At 71.5% G+C, this 15,959-nt stretch carries 14 protein-coding genes and 3 pseudogenes; 12 read left to right on the forward strand and 5 right to left on the reverse strand.

Translation table 11 applies throughout. The features are described 5' to 3' along the window. Positions 1 to 157 precede the first annotated feature (157 nt). From M6G08_RS27535 to M6G08_RS27565, 7 genes are all read left to right on the forward strand, one after another. Complete coding sequence (locus M6G08_RS27535) at positions 158 to 1,030, forward strand: SGNH/GDSL hydrolase family protein (protein WP_272589818.1); 873 nt, start codon at positions 158 to 160, stop codon at positions 1,028 to 1,030. A 27-nt stretch (positions 1,031 to 1,057) separates the two neighbouring features. Further along, positions 1,058 to 2,014: a GlxA family transcriptional regulator gene (locus tag M6G08_RS27540; protein WP_272589819.1), complete on the forward strand. Its 957-nt coding sequence runs from the start codon at positions 1,058 to 1,060 to the stop codon at positions 2,012 to 2,014. 120 nt (positions 2,015 to 2,134) lie between these two features. Continuing rightward, on the forward strand, positions 2,135 to 3,133 hold the full coding sequence (gap, locus tag M6G08_RS27545) for a type I glyceraldehyde-3-phosphate dehydrogenase (RefSeq protein WP_272589820.1): 999 nt from the start codon (positions 2,135 to 2,137) through the stop codon (positions 3,131 to 3,133). 50 nt (positions 3,134 to 3,183) lie between these two features. Next, the gene (locus M6G08_RS27550; protein WP_272589821.1) at positions 3,184 to 3,678 is read left to right on the forward strand and encodes a peptidylprolyl isomerase; all 495 of its coding nucleotides are present in this window, start codon (positions 3,184 to 3,186) and stop codon (positions 3,676 to 3,678) included. A gap of 148 nt (positions 3,679 to 3,826) precedes the next feature. Continuing rightward, positions 3,827 to 5,305, forward strand: coding sequence for a glutamate-cysteine ligase family protein (locus tag M6G08_RS27555; protein WP_272589822.1), 1,479 nt, complete (start codon positions 3,827 to 3,829; stop codon positions 5,303 to 5,305). Positions 5,306 to 5,333: 28 nt separating this feature from the next. Beyond that, the gene (locus tag M6G08_RS27560; RefSeq protein ID WP_272589823.1) at positions 5,334 to 6,167 is read left to right on the forward strand and encodes a class II glutamine amidotransferase; all 834 of its coding nucleotides are present in this window, start codon (positions 5,334 to 5,336) and stop codon (positions 6,165 to 6,167) included. 277 nt (positions 6,168 to 6,444) lie between these two features. After that, positions 6,445 to 7,383 carry a TauD/TfdA dioxygenase family protein gene (locus tag M6G08_RS27565; protein ID WP_272589824.1) on the forward strand — a complete coding sequence of 313 codons (939 nt, stop codon included), beginning with the start codon at positions 6,445 to 6,447 and terminating at the stop codon, positions 7,381 to 7,383. Positions 7,384 to 7,431: 48 nt separating this feature from the next. Here M6G08_RS27565 and M6G08_RS27570 read toward each other — a convergent pair. Continuing rightward, positions 7,432 to 7,776 (reverse strand): annotated as a pseudogene (locus M6G08_RS27570) (beta-galactosidase); the annotation flags it as partial. Then, a pseudogene (locus tag M6G08_RS27575) lies at positions 7,769 to 8,149 on the reverse strand (ABC transporter substrate-binding protein); the annotation flags it as partial. The pseudogenes M6G08_RS27575 and M6G08_RS27570, both read right to left, overlap by 8 nt. Positions 8,150 to 8,294: 145 nt before the next feature. On the opposite strand from M6G08_RS27575, the gene M6G08_RS27580 reads away from it, so the two are divergent. Next, positions 8,295 to 9,350, forward strand: a complete 1,056-nt coding sequence (locus M6G08_RS27580; protein WP_272589825.1) for a LacI family DNA-binding transcriptional regulator — start codon at positions 8,295 to 8,297, stop codon at positions 9,348 to 9,350. A gap of 22 nt (positions 9,351 to 9,372) precedes the next feature. Here the strand turns inward: M6G08_RS27580 and M6G08_RS27585 are convergent. Next, a pseudogene (locus M6G08_RS27585) lies at positions 9,373 to 10,417 on the reverse strand (family 43 glycosylhydrolase). Positions 10,418 to 10,618: 201 nt separating this feature from the next. On the opposite strand from M6G08_RS27585, the gene M6G08_RS27590 reads away from it, so the two are divergent. The 3 genes from M6G08_RS27590 to M6G08_RS27600 all read left to right on the forward strand — a co-directional run bounded on the left by M6G08_RS27590 (position 10,619) and on the right by M6G08_RS27600 (position 13,700). Further along, the gene (locus tag M6G08_RS27590) at positions 10,619 to 12,106 is read left to right on the forward strand and encodes an NCS1 family nucleobase:cation symporter-1 (protein ID WP_272589826.1); all 1,488 of its coding nucleotides are present in this window, start codon (positions 10,619 to 10,621) and stop codon (positions 12,104 to 12,106) included. Between the two features lie 49 nt (positions 12,107 to 12,155). Next, positions 12,156 to 12,881 carry an aspartate/glutamate racemase family protein gene (locus M6G08_RS27595; protein WP_272589827.1) on the forward strand — a complete coding sequence of 242 codons (726 nt, stop codon included), beginning with the start codon at positions 12,156 to 12,158 and terminating at the stop codon, positions 12,879 to 12,881. Between the two features lie 129 nt (positions 12,882 to 13,010). Beyond that, positions 13,011 to 13,700: a GntR family transcriptional regulator gene (locus M6G08_RS27600; RefSeq protein WP_272589828.1), complete on the forward strand. Its 690-nt coding sequence runs from the start codon at positions 13,011 to 13,013 to the stop codon at positions 13,698 to 13,700. A gap of 38 nt (positions 13,701 to 13,738) precedes the next feature. On the opposite strand, the gene M6G08_RS27605 is transcribed toward M6G08_RS27600, so the two are convergent. After that, the gene (locus M6G08_RS27605) at positions 13,739 to 14,668 is read right to left on the reverse strand and encodes a GNAT family N-acetyltransferase (RefSeq protein ID WP_272589829.1); all 930 of its coding nucleotides are present in this window, start codon (positions 14,666 to 14,668) and stop codon (positions 13,739 to 13,741) included. A 160-nt stretch (positions 14,669 to 14,828) separates the two neighbouring features. Between M6G08_RS27605 and M6G08_RS27610 the strand changes: the two genes are divergently transcribed. Next, positions 14,829 to 15,314 (forward strand): hypothetical protein, encoded by a 486-nt coding sequence (locus tag M6G08_RS27610; RefSeq protein ID WP_272589830.1) that lies wholly within the window; start codon positions 14,829 to 14,831, stop codon positions 15,312 to 15,314. Between the two features lie 9 nt (positions 15,315 to 15,323). Here the strand turns inward: M6G08_RS27610 and M6G08_RS27615 are convergent, their stop codons facing one another. Continuing rightward, positions 15,324 to 15,731, reverse strand: a complete 408-nt coding sequence (locus tag M6G08_RS27615) for a RidA family protein (RefSeq protein ID WP_272589831.1) — start codon at positions 15,729 to 15,731, stop codon at positions 15,324 to 15,326. Positions 15,732 to 15,959 lie beyond the last annotated feature (228 nt).

Consider the following 15,959-nt stretch of genomic DNA (forward strand, 5'->3'; position numbering starts at 1 on the left):
TCATCCTGATCACACGGCGGGACGGTGGGGCAAAGTCATTTCCGCCGTAAGAAGTTCTGTCAACAACATTGACTGCAAGTCAACGCACCCGCACATTACTTAAAAGTAGAACCGCTCGGTAACCCCACGCCCCACTCCGCACGGGAAGCGAGAGCCCATGCCCAAGCGCGCCCTCCGCCGTGTCATGACCGCGTCAGTCGCTGCGGTCGGCACCCTGGCCCTCGGTCTCACCGACGCCACCGCCCACGCCACCCCCTCCCTGGACTACGTCGCCCTCGGCGACAGTTACAGCGCGGGCTCGGGCGTCCTGCCCGTCGACCCCACCGACCTGCTCTGCCTGCGCTCCACGGCGAACTACCCCCACGTCATCGCCGCCGAGACGGGCGCCGACCTCGAGGACGTGACCTGCGGGGCCGCCCAGACCTCCCACTTCACCCAGTCGCAGTACCCCGGCGTCGCACCCCAGGTGGACGCGCTGAGCACCGGCACGGACCTGGTCACCCTGACCATCGGCGGCAACGACAACAACACCTTCATCAACGCCATCACGGCCTGCGGCACCGCCGGACTCCTCAGCGGGGGCAGGGGCAGCCCCTGCAAGGACCGGCACGGCACGTCCTTCGAGGACGAGATCGAGTCCAGCACCTATCCCGCGCTCAAGGCCGCGCTGCGCACCGTCCGCGCGAAGGCGCCGAACGCCCGGGTGGCGGCCCTGGGTTACCCGTGGATCATGCCGGCCACCGCCGACCCGTCCTGCTTCCTGAAGCTGCCGGTCGCCGCCGGTGACGTGCCCTACCTGCGGGACATCCAGGCGAGCCTCAACGACGCGGTCGAGCGCGCCGCCGAGGAGACCGGCGTGACCTTCGTGGACTTCTCCCGGGTGTCCGAGGGCCATGACGCCTGCCAGTCCGCCGGTACCCGCTGGATCGAACCGCTGCTGTTCGGCCACAGCCTCGTCCCCGTCCACCCCAACGCCCTCGGCGAGCGGCGCATGGCCGAGCACACCATGGAGGTGCTCGACCTGAGCTGACGCCGCGTCACCGCGTACGCTCGTGCCGTGCCGTCCTCCCGCCTGCGCCGTGTCGCCGTCCTCGTGCTCGAGGGCGCCAAGCCGCTCGACGTCGGCATCCCTGCACAGGTGTTCACGACGCGCGCGAGCATGCCGTACGAGGTGCGGGTGTGCGGGGCGACGCCCGGCCTGGTGACCGGCGGTGACGGGCTCTCGTACCACGTCGCCCACGGCCTGGACGCGCTGGCGTGGGCCGACGTGGTCTTCCTCCCCGGTCACCGTGCGCCGGACGTCGAGGACCCGCCGCGGACCGTCGTCGACGCGCTGACCGCGGCCCACGACCGGGGCGCTCGGCTCGCCGCCATCTCCACGGGTGCCTTCGCGCTCGCCGCCACCGGACTGCTCGACGGCAGGAGGGCCACCACGCACTGGCACTACACCCGGGCGCTCGCGCGCAAGCACCCCCGCGTCCGGGTCGACGAGAACGTCCTCTTCGTGGACGAGGGCAGCGTGCTGACCTCCGCCGGTGCCGCCTCCGGCATCGACCTGTGCCTGCACATCCTGCGCGGCGACCTCGGCGTGGCCGCCTCCAACCACGCGGCCCGGCGCCTGGTCGCGGCACCCTACCGCAGCGGCGGTCAGGCGCAGTACGTGCCGCGCAGCGTGCCCGAGCCGCTGGGCGAGCGGTTCGCCGCGACCCGCGAGTGGGCCCTGCGCCGGCTGGACGAGCCGCTCACGCTGGAGGCGCTCGCCCGGCACGCGGCGGTGTCGGCGCGCACCTTCTCCCGGCGCTTCGTCGAGGACACCGGCTACACACCGATGCAGTGGGTCATGCGCGCCCGCGTCGACATGGCCCGCGAGCTGCTCGAACGGTCGGAGCGCGGCGTCGAGCAGATCGCCGCCGACGTGGGCCTCGGCACCGGCGCCAACCTGCGGATGCACTTCCAGCGCATCCTGGGCACCACCCCGAGCGAGTACCGGCGCACCTTCACCCAGGGGGAGTAGTCGTCCCGGCCTCCCCTTGGCGCGATCCTTGCGAACCATGGCACTCACGCCGCTGCCCCGCACGGGCCTCGCGCGCCAACCTGGGAATCGCACCGCACGGCGAACCGGAAGGGCACTCCCATGACTCGCATCGGCATCAACGGCTTCGGCCGCATCGGGCGCAACGTGCTGCGCGCGCTGCTCGAACGCGACACCAAGCTCGAGGTCGTCGCCGTCAACGACCTCACCGAACCCGCCACCCTCGCCCGGCTGCTCGCCTTCGACACCACGGCCGGACGGCTGGGACGCCCGGTGACCGTCGACGGGGACGCCCTCGTCGTCGACGGGCGCCGCATCCGGGTGCTCGCCGAGCGCGAGCCGGCCCGGCTGCCCTGGGCCGAGCTGGGCGTGGACCTCGTACTGGAGGCGACCGGCCGCTTCACCTCGGCCGGGGACGCCCGCGCCCACCTCACCGCCGGCGCGAAGAAGGTCCTGGTCAGCGCGCCGTCGGCGGGTGCCGACGTCACCCTCGCCTACGGCGTGAACACCGACGCCTACGACCCCGCCGCGCACACGGTCGTCTCGAACGCGTCCTGCACCACCAACGCCCTCGCCCCGCTGGCCTCGGTGCTCGACGAGCTCGCCGGCATCGAGCACGGCTTCATGACGACGGTGCACGCGTACACCCAGGAGCAGAACCTCCAGGACGGCCCGCACCGCGACCCGCGCCGCGCCCGCGCCGCCGGGGTCAACATCGTGCCGACCACGACGGGCGCCGCCAAGGCGATCGGCCTGGTGCTGCCGAACCTCGACGGCAAGCTGTCGGGCGACTCGATCCGCGTGCCGGTGCCGGTGGGCTCCATCGTCGAGCTGAACACGACCGTCGCCCGCGACGTGACCCGCGAGGACGTGCTGGCCGCCTACCGGACCGCTGCCGAGGGGCCGCTCGCCGGCGTCCTGGAGTACTCGGAGGACCCACTGGTCTCCTCGGACATCACCGGCAACCCGGCCTCGTCGATCTTCGACTCGGCGCTCACCCGCGTCGACGGCCGGCACGTCAAGGTGGTCGCCTGGTACGACAACGAGTGGGGCTTCTCGAACCGCGTGATCGACACCCTGGAACTGCTCGCCACACGCTGAAGGGGCAGGCCGGTTCGGCATCGCCGAGGTCCGCACGTCACAATGGTGGGATGAGCAATTCCAAGGTTTACTTCGACATCGACATCGACGGCCAGGATGCGGGCCGCATCGTCTTCGAGCTCCGCGAGGACGTCACCCCCAAGACCGCCAAGAACTTCATCGAGCTGGCCACCGGCGAGCACGGCTTCGGCTACGCGGGCTCCTCGTTCCACCGCGTGATCCCGCAGTTCATGCTCCAGGGCGGTGACTTCACCCGGGGTGACGGCACCGGGGGCAAGAGCATCTACGGCGAGAAGTTCGCGGACGAGAACTTCCAGCTGAAGCACACCGAGCCCTACCTGCTCTCCATGGCGAACGCGGGCCCGAACACCAACGGCTCGCAGTTCTTCATCACCACGGTCGTCACCCCGTGGCTGGACGGCAAGCACGTCGTCTTCGGCAAGGTCGTCGAGGGCACGGGCGTGGTCGACAAGATCGAGGGCCTCGGCTCGCAGTCGGGCCGCACCTCCGCGAAGATCACGATCCGGGAGTCCGGCAAGCTCTGAGACCAGCCGGTCCCGCTGGTGCCTGATTCCGACGGGGCCCGCCGCACACACTGCGGCGGGCCCCGTTCCCGTTCCGTCTGGTGGGGTCCGCCAGGTGGTGCGACGCTGGGGTGGAGAGGCGTCCGAGCGAGGCAACCCGGGAGGGCCGATGGGACGGGACGTCCCGGCGCTGGTCTTCACCCGCGAGGACCGCCGCCGGTACCGGATCAAGATGCAGGAGTGCCTCGAGGCCTTCGCGCAGATGCTGCGCGAGTCCCGGTTCGAGACCGAGCGCCCCCAGGTGGGCCTGGAGATCGAGCTGAACCTCGTCGACGACGGGGCCGAGCCCGCGATGCGCAACAGCGACGCGCTGGAGGCGATCGCGGACCCCGCCTGGTCCACCGAGCTGGGCCGCTTCAACCTGGAGATCAACATCCCGCCGCGCGCGCTGACGGCGGGCGGCCCCGACGCCTGGGAGACCGAGATCCGCGCGGCCCTGAACCACGCGGACAACCGCGCCGAGTCCGTCGGCGCCCACCTGATCATGGTCGGCATCCTGCCGACCCTGCGCCAGTCCGACGTCGGCGAGGCCGCCCTCTCGGAGAACCCGCGCTACCGGCTCCTCAACGACCAGGTGTTCGCCGCCCGGGGCGAGGACCTGCACATCGAGGTCGACGGCGTGGACCGGCTGCGGACCTACGCGGACACGATCACGCCCGAGGCGGCCTGCACCAGCACCCAGTTCCACCTCCAGGTGGCCCCCGAGGAGTTCCCCGACTACTGGAACGCGGCCCAGGCCATCGCCGGCGTCCAGGTCGCCCTCGCGGCCAACTCGCCCTTCCTGTTCGGCAAGGAGCTGTGGCACGAGAGCCGTATCCCGCTGTTCGAGCAGGCCACCGACACCCGCCCGCAGGAGATCAAGGCACAGGGTGTGCGGCCCCGGGTCTGGTTCGGCGAGCGGTGGATCAACAGCGTCTTCGACCTCTTCGAGGAGAACCTGCGCTACTTCCCCGCCCTGCTGCCCCTGTGCGACGAACAGGACCCCGCTCAGATCCTGGACCGGGGAGACATCCCCGAGCTGGGCGAGCTCACCCTGCACAACGGCACCATCTACCGCTGGAACCGTCCCGTCTACGCCGTCGCCCACGACAAGCCCCACGTGCGGGTGGAGAACCGTGTGCTGCCCGCCGGCCCGACCGTCGCCGACACCCTCGCCAACGGCGCCTTCTACTACGGGCTCACCCGCGCCCTGGTGGAGGAGGAACGACCGGTGTGGTCGCGGATGTCCTTCTCGGTCGCCGAGGACAACCTGCACACCGCGGCCCGGCACGGCATCGAGGCCCGGCTGTACTGGCCGGGCATGGGCGAGGTGACCGTGCCCGAACTCGTGCTCCGGCGGCTGCTGCCGCTGGCACACCGGGGGCTGGAGCTGTCCGGCATGGACTCGGCCTGGCGGGAGCCGCTGCTGGGCATCATCGAGCAGCGGTGCGTCACCGGCCGCAACGGCGCGGTCTGGCAGAAGGAGATGTTCCACCACATCGACGCGACCGCCCGCCCCGGCCGCCACGAGGCGCTGCGCCGGATGACGCGGCAGTACATGGACTACATGCACCTGAACGCCCCGGTCCACACCTGGCCGGTCGACTGACGTCCCAAGACCAGGGAGGCTGCGGACGATGTGCCGATGGCTCGCCTACTCGGGAACGCCCGTGCTGCTGGAGACGCTCCTCTACCAGCCCGAGCACTCGCTCATCGACCAGAGCCTGCACGCCCGCATGGGTGTCGAGACGACGAACGGGGACGGGTTCGGCGTCGGCTGGTTCGGGCCGGAGATGACCACGCCGGCGATCGTCCGGGAGATCGGGCCGGCGTGGAGCAACCGCAATCTGCGGGAGATCGCGAGCCATGTACGCTCGCCCCTGTTCTTCGCGCACATCCGGGCCTCGACGGGCAGCGCGGTGCAGCAGACCAACTGCCACCCCTTCCGCCACGGCCGCTGGATGTGGATGCACAACGGCGCCATCGCCGAGTTCCACCGCCTGCGCCGGGACCTCGCCCTGGCCGTCGACCCGCGGCTCTTCCTGGACATCGAGGGCTCGACGGACTCGGAGATGATGTTCTACCTGGCGCTCACCCTCGGTCTGGAGGACGACCCCCCGACGGCTGTGGCGCGGATGGCGGGGCTGGTGGAGGAGATCGGCCACGAGCACGACGTGGAGTTCCCGCTGCAGATGACGGTCGCCGTGACCGACGGACTGCGGTTGTGGGCCTTCCGCTACTCCAGCCAGGCCCGAACCCGGTCGCTCTACTACAGCAGCCGGGTGGAGAGCCTGCGCGCGCTGCATCCCGGGCTGCCCTTCCTCCAGGAGGCGTCCGACGACGCCCGGCTGATCGTGTCGGAGCCCCTGGGTGACCTGCCGGGGGTCTGGAACAAGGTGCCGGAGGGCAGTTACGGGGTCGTGCAGCCCGAGGGGGACGCCCTGCGGCCCTTCACCCCCCTGCCGGCGTGACCACCGCCCCGTTGACAGCGGCGGGTGAAGATCACACAATCGGTGCCATGACCACATACCGGTTCGGCACCACGGCGGAGTGTCTTCGCGTGCCCGAGCGCACCGGATGTGAGCGTTCCGGCCGATAACCGGCCGCCCACGGGCTGAGTCCCGCTCTCCGGCGAACAGCCCGGAGCACCTTCTTTCTTCCTGGCCATCACGCCTCGCCGTGGTGCCGCCATGGCCCGTACCCGTACCACCGCACATGTCTGTATCACCACGAATGGGGAGGATTCCCATGACCGTCATGTCTGCCGCACCCGCTGTCGAACTGCGTGAAGCGCGTATTCCGGCCGACGGCCTGTACGAGGGGCGGCGCGTGCTGCGCCGGCTGCCCGAGGGGTGGGAGGAGCGGCCGTACGAACGCTTCGAGGTCGTTCCGCAGGCCCGGACCATCGGCGCCGAGATCAGGGGCGTCGACCTGTCGCGTCCGCTGACTCCCGCGCTGCGCGAGGAGTTGAACCGCGCCCTGCTGGAGTGGAAGGTGCTGTTCTTCCGCTCCCAGCACCTCACCTCCGGGCAGCAGCGCGCGTTCGCGGGCAACTGGGGCGAGCTGGAGACCAATCCCCTGCTCGCCGCCGGTTCCAGTGAGGACGTCGTGCGGTTCGACAAGCGCGACGGCGCCGTCCCGACGTACGAGAACGTCTGGCACACCGACGTCACCTTCCGCGAGCGGCCCGCGCTCGGCGCGGTGCTCCAGTTGCGCGAGGTGCCGCCGTTGGGCGGGGACACGATGTGGGCGGACATGGCCGCCGCCTACGACAACCTCCCCCAGGAGGTGAAGGACCGCGTCGACGGCGCCCGCGCCGTGCACGACTTCATCCCCGGCTTCGCCAGGTTCTACGGACCCGAACGGCTCGTCCCGCACCAGGACCTCTTCCCGCCCGTGGAGCACCCCGTCGTGCGCACCCACCCGGAGACCGGGCGGCGCATGCTGTTCGTCAACACGTCCTTCACCACCCACATCACCGGCATGGACCGGGACGAGAGCGACCGGCTGCTGCGCTTCCTGTTCCAGCAGGCGCACGTGCCCGAGTACCAGGTCCGCTTCCGCTGGCAGCCCGGCGACGTCGCCTTCTGGGACAATCGGGCCACGCAGCACTACGCCGTCGGCGACTACGGCTCCGAGCGCCGGGTCGCGGAACGCGTCGCCATCGAGGGTGACCGCCCCTTCTGACCCGCCGCGTGCGGCCGGAGGCGGCGGTTCGCCTCCGGCCCAGGTGCCCTACGCGGGACTCTGCTCCTCCTCGATGACGGCCGGGCGCGCCTGCGCGGCGCGGAGGCGCTCGATGTCGAGCTTGACCCCGCGGTCGAAGCGGTAGACGCCGTTCTGCTCCTGGAAGACGTCGGTCAGCTGCGTGTAGCAGTAGCCGAACATGTCGCGGTCCGACAGGAGTACTTCGGTGAGGCCGGCGAACCGCTCGTGGAACTCCTCCTCGTCGCGGACGCGTTCGCCGTAGCCCCAGGAGACGGTGCGGTCCTCGCCGGACCGGTCGGCGGCCGCCTCGGGGTCCCACTAGATGCCGCCGAACTCGCTGACGAAGTACGGCTGTCCGCGGTAGGACGCCGAACTCGGCGAGCAGGTCCAGGTCGAAGGGGTCGACCAGGCCGCCGGGCGCGTACCCCGCGAGCCGGGACAGGTGCATCGCGGCCACGTCGGAGGCCCGTCCGCCGGCGGCGGACATGGCGAGCTTGGTGTAGTACGACGGTCCCCAGTCGAGGATCGTGCGGTCGACCTCGAAGCCCTTGGCACCCCCGGCGCCCTTGGACACGGCCTCGATCATCTCGTCCATCAGCATGCCGTCGCCGCCCTGGAACAGGTCCCAGACGCTCAGCGAGGAGGCTCCGGAGGCGGAGGCCGGTGAGGCGCAGCCGGACAGCGGGCCGGCGGCGAGCAGGCCTCCGGCCGCGGCCGCCCCCTGGGCAGGCAAACGGGAACTCATCACGGACCTTTCGACGGCCGGACGCTCATGCGGTGGCTAGTCTTTACATCGATGTACATTGGCTGCAGAGAGGCGGCGCCCGGGTTGGGGGTGACCGACTGCCGGGACATAAACTCGGGCAGCGCGAGGAGGCAGGGAGGTCTCGGTGGCACGGCCCAGGATCAAGGACGTCGCACGTCACGCGGGCGTGTCGGAGAAGACGGTGTCCAATGTCATCAACGACTACGCCCATGTCTCCGACCGGACCCGACGCGTGGTGCGGGAGGCCATAGAACAGCTCGGCTACCGGGTGAACCTGGCCGGCCGTCACCTGCGCAGGGGCCGTACCGGCATCATCGCCCTGGTCGTGCCCGAGCTGGACATCCCGTACTTCGCGGAGCTGGCCCGGCACGTCGTCCGGGAGGCCGAGAAGTGCTCCCTGACCGTCCTGATCCACCAGTCCGGCGCGGACCGCGCCCACGAGCTGGCGGCGCTGGCCGGTTTCGGCTCCACGTTCGTGGACGGGATCATCCTGAGCCCGCTCGCCCTGACCGCCGACGATCTGCGGGGCCGCGCGGGCGCCCCGCCCACCGTGCTGCTCGGTGAGCTGCTGGAGGAGGGCGCCGACCACGTGGCGATCGACAACGAACGGGCCGCGCGCGAGGCCACCGGCCACCTGATCGCGCTCGGCCGCCGCACCGTCCTGGCCGTGGGCGGGCGCGACGACCCGGGCCTCGGCACGGCTCAGGCCCGCACCCGCGGCTACCGTGCGGCCCTGATCGAGGCGGGCATCGCCTACGACCCGGCCGCGCTGCTGCCGGTCGAGTCTTTCCGGATGCCCGACGGGGCCGAGGCGGTGGCGCGGGCGCTCGGCGCGGGCCTGCGGCCGGACGCGCTGCTCTGCCTCAACGACCAGCTGGCGCTGGGGGCGTTGCGCACCCTGCACGAACACGGGATCCGGGTGCCCGAGGACGTCGCGGTCATCGGCTTCGACGACGTGGAAGGCGGGCGGTACTCCGTGCCGACGCTGAGCACGGTGGCGCCCGACAAGGCGGCGGTGGCCAGGGTCGCGGTGCAACTGCTCCAGCACCGCATCGAGGAGGCGACCGGACCGGAGGGCGTGAGCGAGGACGCGGAGTCCGGTGTGCTCTCGCCCCAGGACCGCATCGTGGCCCACCGGCTCGTCCTGCGGGAGAGCACGGAGGGCCACGACCGGAGCTGACGGCCGTCCTTCGCCGGACGCGTCAGTTCACGTAGACCTCGGCGCGGTCGACGCTCACGAAGGACGCGCCCCGGACCGGGGGTTGCGCTCCCCCGTCACACGGACACGCAGGGTGTGCTCGCCGTACGGGAGCCTGGGGCTGACGTACTGCACCGCCTCGCCGACGCGGATCGGGCCGTGGAAGTCCACCCGCTGCTCCGGGCCGCCGTCGACGCTGATGCCGGCGTAGCCGTTGCCGGTGTCCTTGACGGAGAGCAGGGCGATACGGGTGCCGGTGAAGGTGGCCGTGGCCCCGGCCCGGTCGCTCCAGTGGTCGTCGCTCCAGAAGCACTGCGTGGCGCAGCCCGTGCCCGAGTTCCAGGCGCCGCGCACCTCGGGGCAGCCACCGGCGGCGTCGATGGCGACGGCGTCGCCGGAGACGGTGTAAGGGTCGGACATCGGGGCGATGTTGATGCCGTTGTGCTGGTACTGGTTGACGCCGCTGTAGGCGAGGTAGAGGCGGCCGCCGAGTCGGAGGATGCTCGCGTCGATGGCGAAGTCGTCCGCGTGGTTGGGCGGGGCGGGCTTCGCCTTGAAGCGGTAGGGGCCGGCCGGGTCGTCGCCCTCCGACTCCAGGACGTACAGCCGGTGGTGCTCGTCGACGCCGTCGTCGGCCGTGTAGTACAGGTACCAGCGGCTACCGAAGCGGTAGAACTCCGGCGCGCAGATGTTGCGGTTGCGGGACGGGTCGGAGTCCGTCCACACGGTGACCGGGTCGGCGGTCAGCAGGGTACCCAGCGACGGGAGCGCCACATGCGGACGCTGTCGCCCTGGGTGGCGGTGAGGTAGTAGTTCCCCTTCCAGTGCGTCACGAACGGGTCGGGCCCGGTGTTGAGCGGGTTGCGGAACGTGCCGGCCGCGGTGGGGCGCGGGGCCGACGACGCGTCGTCCGCGGCGGCCGGGGCGGTGCACACGGGCAGCAGGCCGACGAGGAGCCCGAGGAGGGCGACGGCCAGCAGGCCGGCGTGCGCGCGGGGGGTGGCGGGAGGGGCTGGGAAGCACGAGGGGTCCTTTCCACAGCTGTACATCGATGTAAAGACGGGGTGTCACGGCAGGGACGGCTCGCACCACTGCCAACGGGGCGAAAAATGGTATTCCATTTACGGCAGACCTCTTGACGGTCCGGTTTGGCGAAAACTACGTTCTCTTCACCGGAACGCCGCTTCCGCTTTGTGGAATCTTCCGAACTCCCCTCCCCCTCCCCCGCTCCCCGGACCCAGGAGTCCCGTATGACTGCCCTGGAAGACCGCCGCTCGCCCGCCGGGACCGACGGCACCGCCACCAGCTCCGGCCTCTACACCTACGACCTGGCCCCGACGAAGCGGGAAGGGCGCCGCTGGGGCGCCTACAACGTCTTCACGCTCTGGGCCAACGACGTGCACAGCCTGGGCAATTACGCGTTCGCCATCGGACTGTTCGCCCTCGGACTGAACGTGTGGGGCATCCTCGCCGCCTTCGCGCTCGCCTCGGTCCTGCTCTTCCTGCTCCTGACCCTGTCCGGGTTCATGGGGCACAAGACGGGCGTGCCGTTCCCGGTCATGAGCCGCATCGCGTTCGGCGTCAAGGGCGCGCAGATACCGGCCGCCGTCCGAGGAGCCGTGGCCATCGCCTGGTTTGGTATCCAGACCTATCTTGCCTCGGCCGTGCTGAGCACCCTCCTGGTGGCCATGGCCCCGGACCTGGCCCGCCTGGACACGAACTCCCTGCTCGGCCAGTCGACGCTCGGCTGGATCACCTTCCTGGTCCTGTGGGCCGTGCAGGTCGTCATCGTCAGCTACGGGATGCAGATGATCCGCCGGTACATGGCGTTCGCGGCGCCCACCACGCTGCTCACCATGTGCGCCCTGGCCGTGTGGATGTTCGTCCGCGCGGACGGTTCGGTCTCGCTGTCCGTCGACGACCCGCTCACCGGCGGCGCGATGTGGCTCCAGGTGCTTCAGGCCGCCGCGCTGTGGGTGGTGATCTACGGAACGTTCGTGCTGAACTTCTGCGACTTCACCCGGTCCGCGCGCAGCCGCGGCTCCATCGTGCGCGGGAACGTCATCGGCATCCCGGTGAACATGCTCTTCTTCGCCGTCATCGTGGCGGTCCTCAGCGGAGCGCAGTTCAGCCTCGACGGGCGCGTCATCACCAGCCCGACGGACATCGTGCGCAGCGTGCCCAACATGTTCCTGCTCGCCGTCGCCTCGCTGGCCCTCATCGCCCTGACCGTGGCGGTGAATCTGCTGGCCAACTTCGTCGCCCCGATCTACGCCCTGGTCAACCTCTTCCCCCGCCGGCTCGACTTCCGCCGCGCGGGACTGGTGAGCGCGGTGCTGGGCCTGGTCATCACGCCCTGGAACCTCTACAACAGCCCGGTCGTCGTCAACTACTTCCTCGGCGGGCTCGGGGCGCTGCTCGGCCCGCTGTTCGGCGTGATCATGGCGGACTACTGGCTGCTGCGGAAGGCCCGCGTGAACGTGCCGGCCCTCTACACCGAGGACGCGGGGGCGGAGTACCACTACCGCCGCGGCTACAACCCGCGGGCCGTCGCCGCCTTCGTGCCGAGTGCCGCGATCGCCGTCGTCGTCGCCCTGGTGCCCTGGTTCCACGCCGCGGCCGGCTTCTCCTGGTTCATCGGGGCGGCCCTCGCCGCCGCGCTGTACGCGGCCGTCGCCGACCGATCCTCCCCGATCCGCGACGTGGACGGCGAGTCCATCGCCGTCGCCGCGGAATAGTCCCGGCACCGTCGCGCGCCGTACCCCCTTTCGAGCAGAAGGCCCCTTCATGCGCATCCTCGTGGTCAACGTCAACACCACGCAGTCCATCACCGACGCGATCGGCAAGCAGGCGGCGCTCGCCGCCTCGCCGGGCACCGAGATCGTCCCGTTGACCCCCTCCTTCGGCGCGGAGTCCGTCGAGGGCAACTACGAGAGCTACCTGGCGGCGGTCGCCGTCATGGAGACCGTGCGGGCCCACCCGGAGCCCTTCGACGCGGTGATCCAGGCCGGATACGGCGAACACGGCAGGGAGGGACTGCAGGAACTGCTCGACGTCCCCGTCGTCGACATCACCGAGGCCGCGGCGAGCACGGCGCGGTTCCTGGGCCGCCGGTACTCCGTCGTCACCACCCTGGACCGGACGGTCCCGCTGATCGAGGAGCGGCTGGAGGTGGCGGGCCTGAGTGCCCGGTGCGCCTCGGTGCGGGCCAGCGGGCTCGCCGTGCTCGCGCTGGAGCGGGACGAGCGGGCGGCCGTGGAGGCCATCACCGAGCAGGCCGCCCGCGCGGTCGAGGACGACCGGGCCGAGGTGATCTGCCTCGGCTGCGGCGGCATGGCCGGTCTCGCCGAACGCGTGGTGGAGCGGACCGGTGTCCCCGTGGTCGACGGGGTCGCCGCAGCAGTGACGATCGCCGAGTCGCTGGTCCGGCTGGGTCTGTCCACGTCCAAGGTGCGCACCTACGCCCGTCCGCGCACCAAGCGGATCGTCAACTGGCCCCCGAAGGCCGGCTGACCCCGCCCGCGCCGTCCCCCGCTCCACGGGCCGCGACCGGTCCCGGGGTATTCTGACGGGCCGCCCGACCGACGCGCCGCACCGCCCGGTCGGCGTGGCTCGGAACGGGAAGACGGACGAAGGACGGCGATGACTGCGTCAGGGGGCTTCACGCCCGAGTCCGAGCGGGTCACACGGCAGTTGCGCGACGAGATCGTCGACGGTGTCCGGCGGCCGGGCAGCCGCCTGGTCGAACGCGAGCTGGCCGAGACGCTCGGGGTGAGCCGGCTGCCGGTGCGGGAAGCCCTCAAGACCCTGGTCTCCGAGGGGCTGGTGACGCCGAGGCCGCGCACCTGGGCGGTGGTGCGGGAGTTCACGACCAGCGACATCGCGGACCTGGACGAGGTGCGCTCGGGCCTGGAGACCCTGGGCTTCCGGCTCGCCGCGCAACGGCACACGCGTGAAGGGCTGGAGAGGCTGCGCGCGACGGTGGACGCGGAGCTGGAGGCGGCGCGCGCGGGTGACGCGGTGCGGGCGCGGCGGGCGGCGGCCGACTTCCACGAGACGGTCGTCTCGCTGGCCGCCAACGAGCTGCTCAACGAACTCGAACGGGTGCTGCGCAGCCGGCTGCGGTGGCTCCTGGGCCAGCACGACGACCTGCTGGCCGTGGCGCTGGAACACGAGGCCCTGTACCAGGCCATCGCCGAGCGGGACGTCGAACGGGTGCAGGAACTCGTCCTGCACCACCTGGCGGCCAGCCGCAGGGCCGCCCTGGGCCACCACGCTCAGAAGCGGGCCACGGGCGGCCGGGAAGAGGGCGCGGAGCGGGACGCGTTTTAGGGCCTGTCTCAGACAGGCCCTGGCGGGGCACGCGGGTCTCAGACGAGCACGGCCTCCCAGGTGTCGACCGCGTAGTGGACCGACATGCCGCTGCGGCCGTAGAGCCGCGGGGCACCCGTGGCGTTGGCGGTGTCGACGCCGAGGCCCACCGTGTCCCGGCCCCGCGCCGCGAAGCGGGCGAAGGCGTGCCGCAGCAGGAATCCGCCGAGGCCGCGGCCGCGGGCCTCGGCCAGGACGCCGATGGCGCGGATCCAGCCCATGGCCTCACGGTCGTCGCGGGCCAGCAGGAACCCGGCGTCGCCGAGGTCGTCGGTCTCGGCGATCCACACGAGGGACCAGTCCAGTCGCTCGGCGTCGATGTCGCTGAGCCACAGTGCGTACTCACGCGGCTGGAAGTCGAAGTGGTCCGCGAACGCCCGCTGGTAGAGCTCGTGCACCCGCAGGCGGTCGGCCTCCGTGGCGCAGGCCCGCACCCGCACTCCCGCCGGCGGCTCGGGCGCGAGGTCGCTCGCCGGGTCCACCGCGCGCCGCAGCACGTGGTAGCGCCGTACGACGCTCCAGCCGCGGTCGGTGAGCAGTCCGGTGTCGGTCGTGGGCCGGGTGTTGAGGTGGAGGTGGACGACGGCCCGCTCCGCCCCGTTGTCCCGCGCCTTGGCCAGGGCACGGGCCTCCATGGCCGCGAGGACCCGCAGTCCGGTCGCCTGGTGGCCGGGCAGCACGTAGTGGTCGATGTCGACGCGTTCGCCGCCCGACTCGTCCCACAGCAGGCCGTAGGCCACGAGCCGCCCGTCGTCGAAGGCCAGCCACGAGTCGCGCGTCAGGTCGGTCTCCGGGTGTTTCAGATCGGCTTCGACGGTGTGCTGGTCGGTCTCGGGCCGGCCGATCTCGATCCGGTCGATCTCGTTGAGCAGGCCGGTGATGGCGGGGGCGTCGGCGAGGGTGGCCGGTCGCACGGAAGCTGGGGACATGAGTGCAGGGTTGGGGTTGACGGTGGGTGACCGCAACGGGTTTTCCGGCGCCGCCCCGTCCGAGGACGGCGCTGTCGGTTCCGCCGGGCGCACGTAGACCGGCGGACCGGGGGCATACGGATGTCCCGAGCCCCTCCCACGCCGACCGACGGGAGTTCCCGTGACGCCGAGCCTGCGCACCGCCCGCGCGTGCCGTGCCGCCGCCGTTCTGCTGCTCGCCGCCGCCGGCTACGCGGCCACCCGCCACCCCTGGCTCGCCGTGCCGGGCCTGTACGCCGCCGCCGTGTTCGCGTGGTGCGCCGCCCGTGCGCGGACGGAGCACCGGCTGCGGCTCGCGCGGGCGCGGCGTGCCGAGCGCCTGGCCCGCTCCCGGTCACGGCGGCCCCTCGTCGCGCCGGCGCCGTGCTGCGCGTTCTGGCAGCACTCCTACGGGGCCGCGCACGGCCCCGAGTGCACCCGGCCGGCCGCCGCCCGCGGATCCACGAGCGGCTGCTGCGAGCGGTGGTGGACCTCGCTGGGCACGGGCCACGACCCGGACTGCCGCCGCCGCACCGGCACTTCGGAACCGGACGCCGGCGCCGTCCGCAGGGCGAGCGGGGCCTGCGGCGAGCAGGAGCGCGGGTCCGCGGGAGCGGCCGGCGGGTAGGGGCACGCGTCAGTCGACGACCGCGGTGGCCTCGACCTCGATCAGGTGCTCGGGCACGTCCAGCGCCGCGACGCCCGTGAGCGTGGCGGGCGGCACCGGGGTCGTTCCCAGCACCGCGGACGCGCGGGCGATGCCCTCCAGCAGCTGGGGCATCTTGTCGGGGGTCCAGTCGACGACCTGGACGTTCAGTTTCGCCACGTCCGCGAAGGAGGCGCCGGCCGCGGCGAGGGCGGTGGCGACGTTGAGGTAGCACCGCTCGGTCTGCGCGGCGAGATCGCCCGCACCGACCGTCCTGCCGTCGGCGTCCCACGCGACCTGGCCGGCGACGAAGACCAGCTTCGATCCGGCGGCGACGGACACCTGCCGGTAGACGTCGATCTCCGGCAGTCCTTCGGGGTTCACCAGGGTGATGGCCATGTGTCGTCTCCTTCGGTTGCTCGGAAACCGTAGGAGAGTGCGGCCTGACATGGAAGAACGCACTTTTCGGTGACTGAGGAACCCTTTGGTGACCGAGAAGTCCCGAAGGCCGCGCCACCGCCGTGAGACACTTTGCTTCGCCTTTGCCTTTCGGGAACCCCGTGGCTCCCAAGGGCGTTCAAGCTGGTGAGAGTCAAGACGGATACACAGCAACAGAAGCCGAGGTGG

Origin of the sequence: Streptomyces sp. M92, assembly GCF_028473745.1 — a bacterium.
Classification (GTDB): Bacteria; Actinomycetota; Actinomycetes; order Streptomycetales; family Streptomycetaceae; genus Streptomyces.

What these genes read in the sequence shown, in the direction of transcription:
- M6G08_RS27595 (WP_272589827.1), top strand. Translation starts at nt 12,156, where the DNA reads ATGCGCATCCTCGTGGTCAACGTCAACACCACGCAGTCCATCACCGAC.
- gap (WP_272589820.1), top strand. Translation starts at nt 2,135, where the DNA reads ATGACTCGCATCGGCATCAACGGCTTCGGCCGCATCGGGCGCAACGTG.
- M6G08_RS27600 (WP_272589828.1), top strand. Translation starts at nt 13,011, where the DNA reads ATGACTGCGTCAGGGGGCTTCACGCCCGAGTCCGAGCGGGTCACACGG.
- M6G08_RS27535 (WP_272589818.1), top strand. Translation starts at nt 158, where the DNA reads ATGCCCAAGCGCGCCCTCCGCCGTGTCATGACCGCGTCAGTCGCTGCG.
- M6G08_RS27590 (WP_272589826.1), top strand. Translation starts at nt 10,619, where the DNA reads ATGACTGCCCTGGAAGACCGCCGCTCGCCCGCCGGGACCGACGGCACC.
- M6G08_RS27615 (WP_272589831.1), bottom strand. Translation starts at nt 15,731, where the DNA reads ATGGCCATCACCCTGGTGAACCCCGAAGGACTGCCGGAGATCGACGTC.
- M6G08_RS27550 (WP_272589821.1), top strand. Translation starts at nt 3,184, where the DNA reads ATGAGCAATTCCAAGGTTTACTTCGACATCGACATCGACGGCCAGGAT.
- M6G08_RS27605 (WP_272589829.1), bottom strand. Translation starts at nt 14,668, where the DNA reads ATGTCCCCAGCTTCCGTGCGACCGGCCACCCTCGCCGACGCCCCCGCC.
- M6G08_RS27555 (WP_272589822.1), top strand. Translation starts at nt 3,827, where the DNA reads ATGGGACGGGACGTCCCGGCGCTGGTCTTCACCCGCGAGGACCGCCGC.
- M6G08_RS27560 (WP_272589823.1), top strand. Translation starts at nt 5,334, where the DNA reads ATGTGCCGATGGCTCGCCTACTCGGGAACGCCCGTGCTGCTGGAGACG.
- M6G08_RS27565 (WP_272589824.1), top strand. Translation starts at nt 6,445, where the DNA reads ATGACCGTCATGTCTGCCGCACCCGCTGTCGAACTGCGTGAAGCGCGT.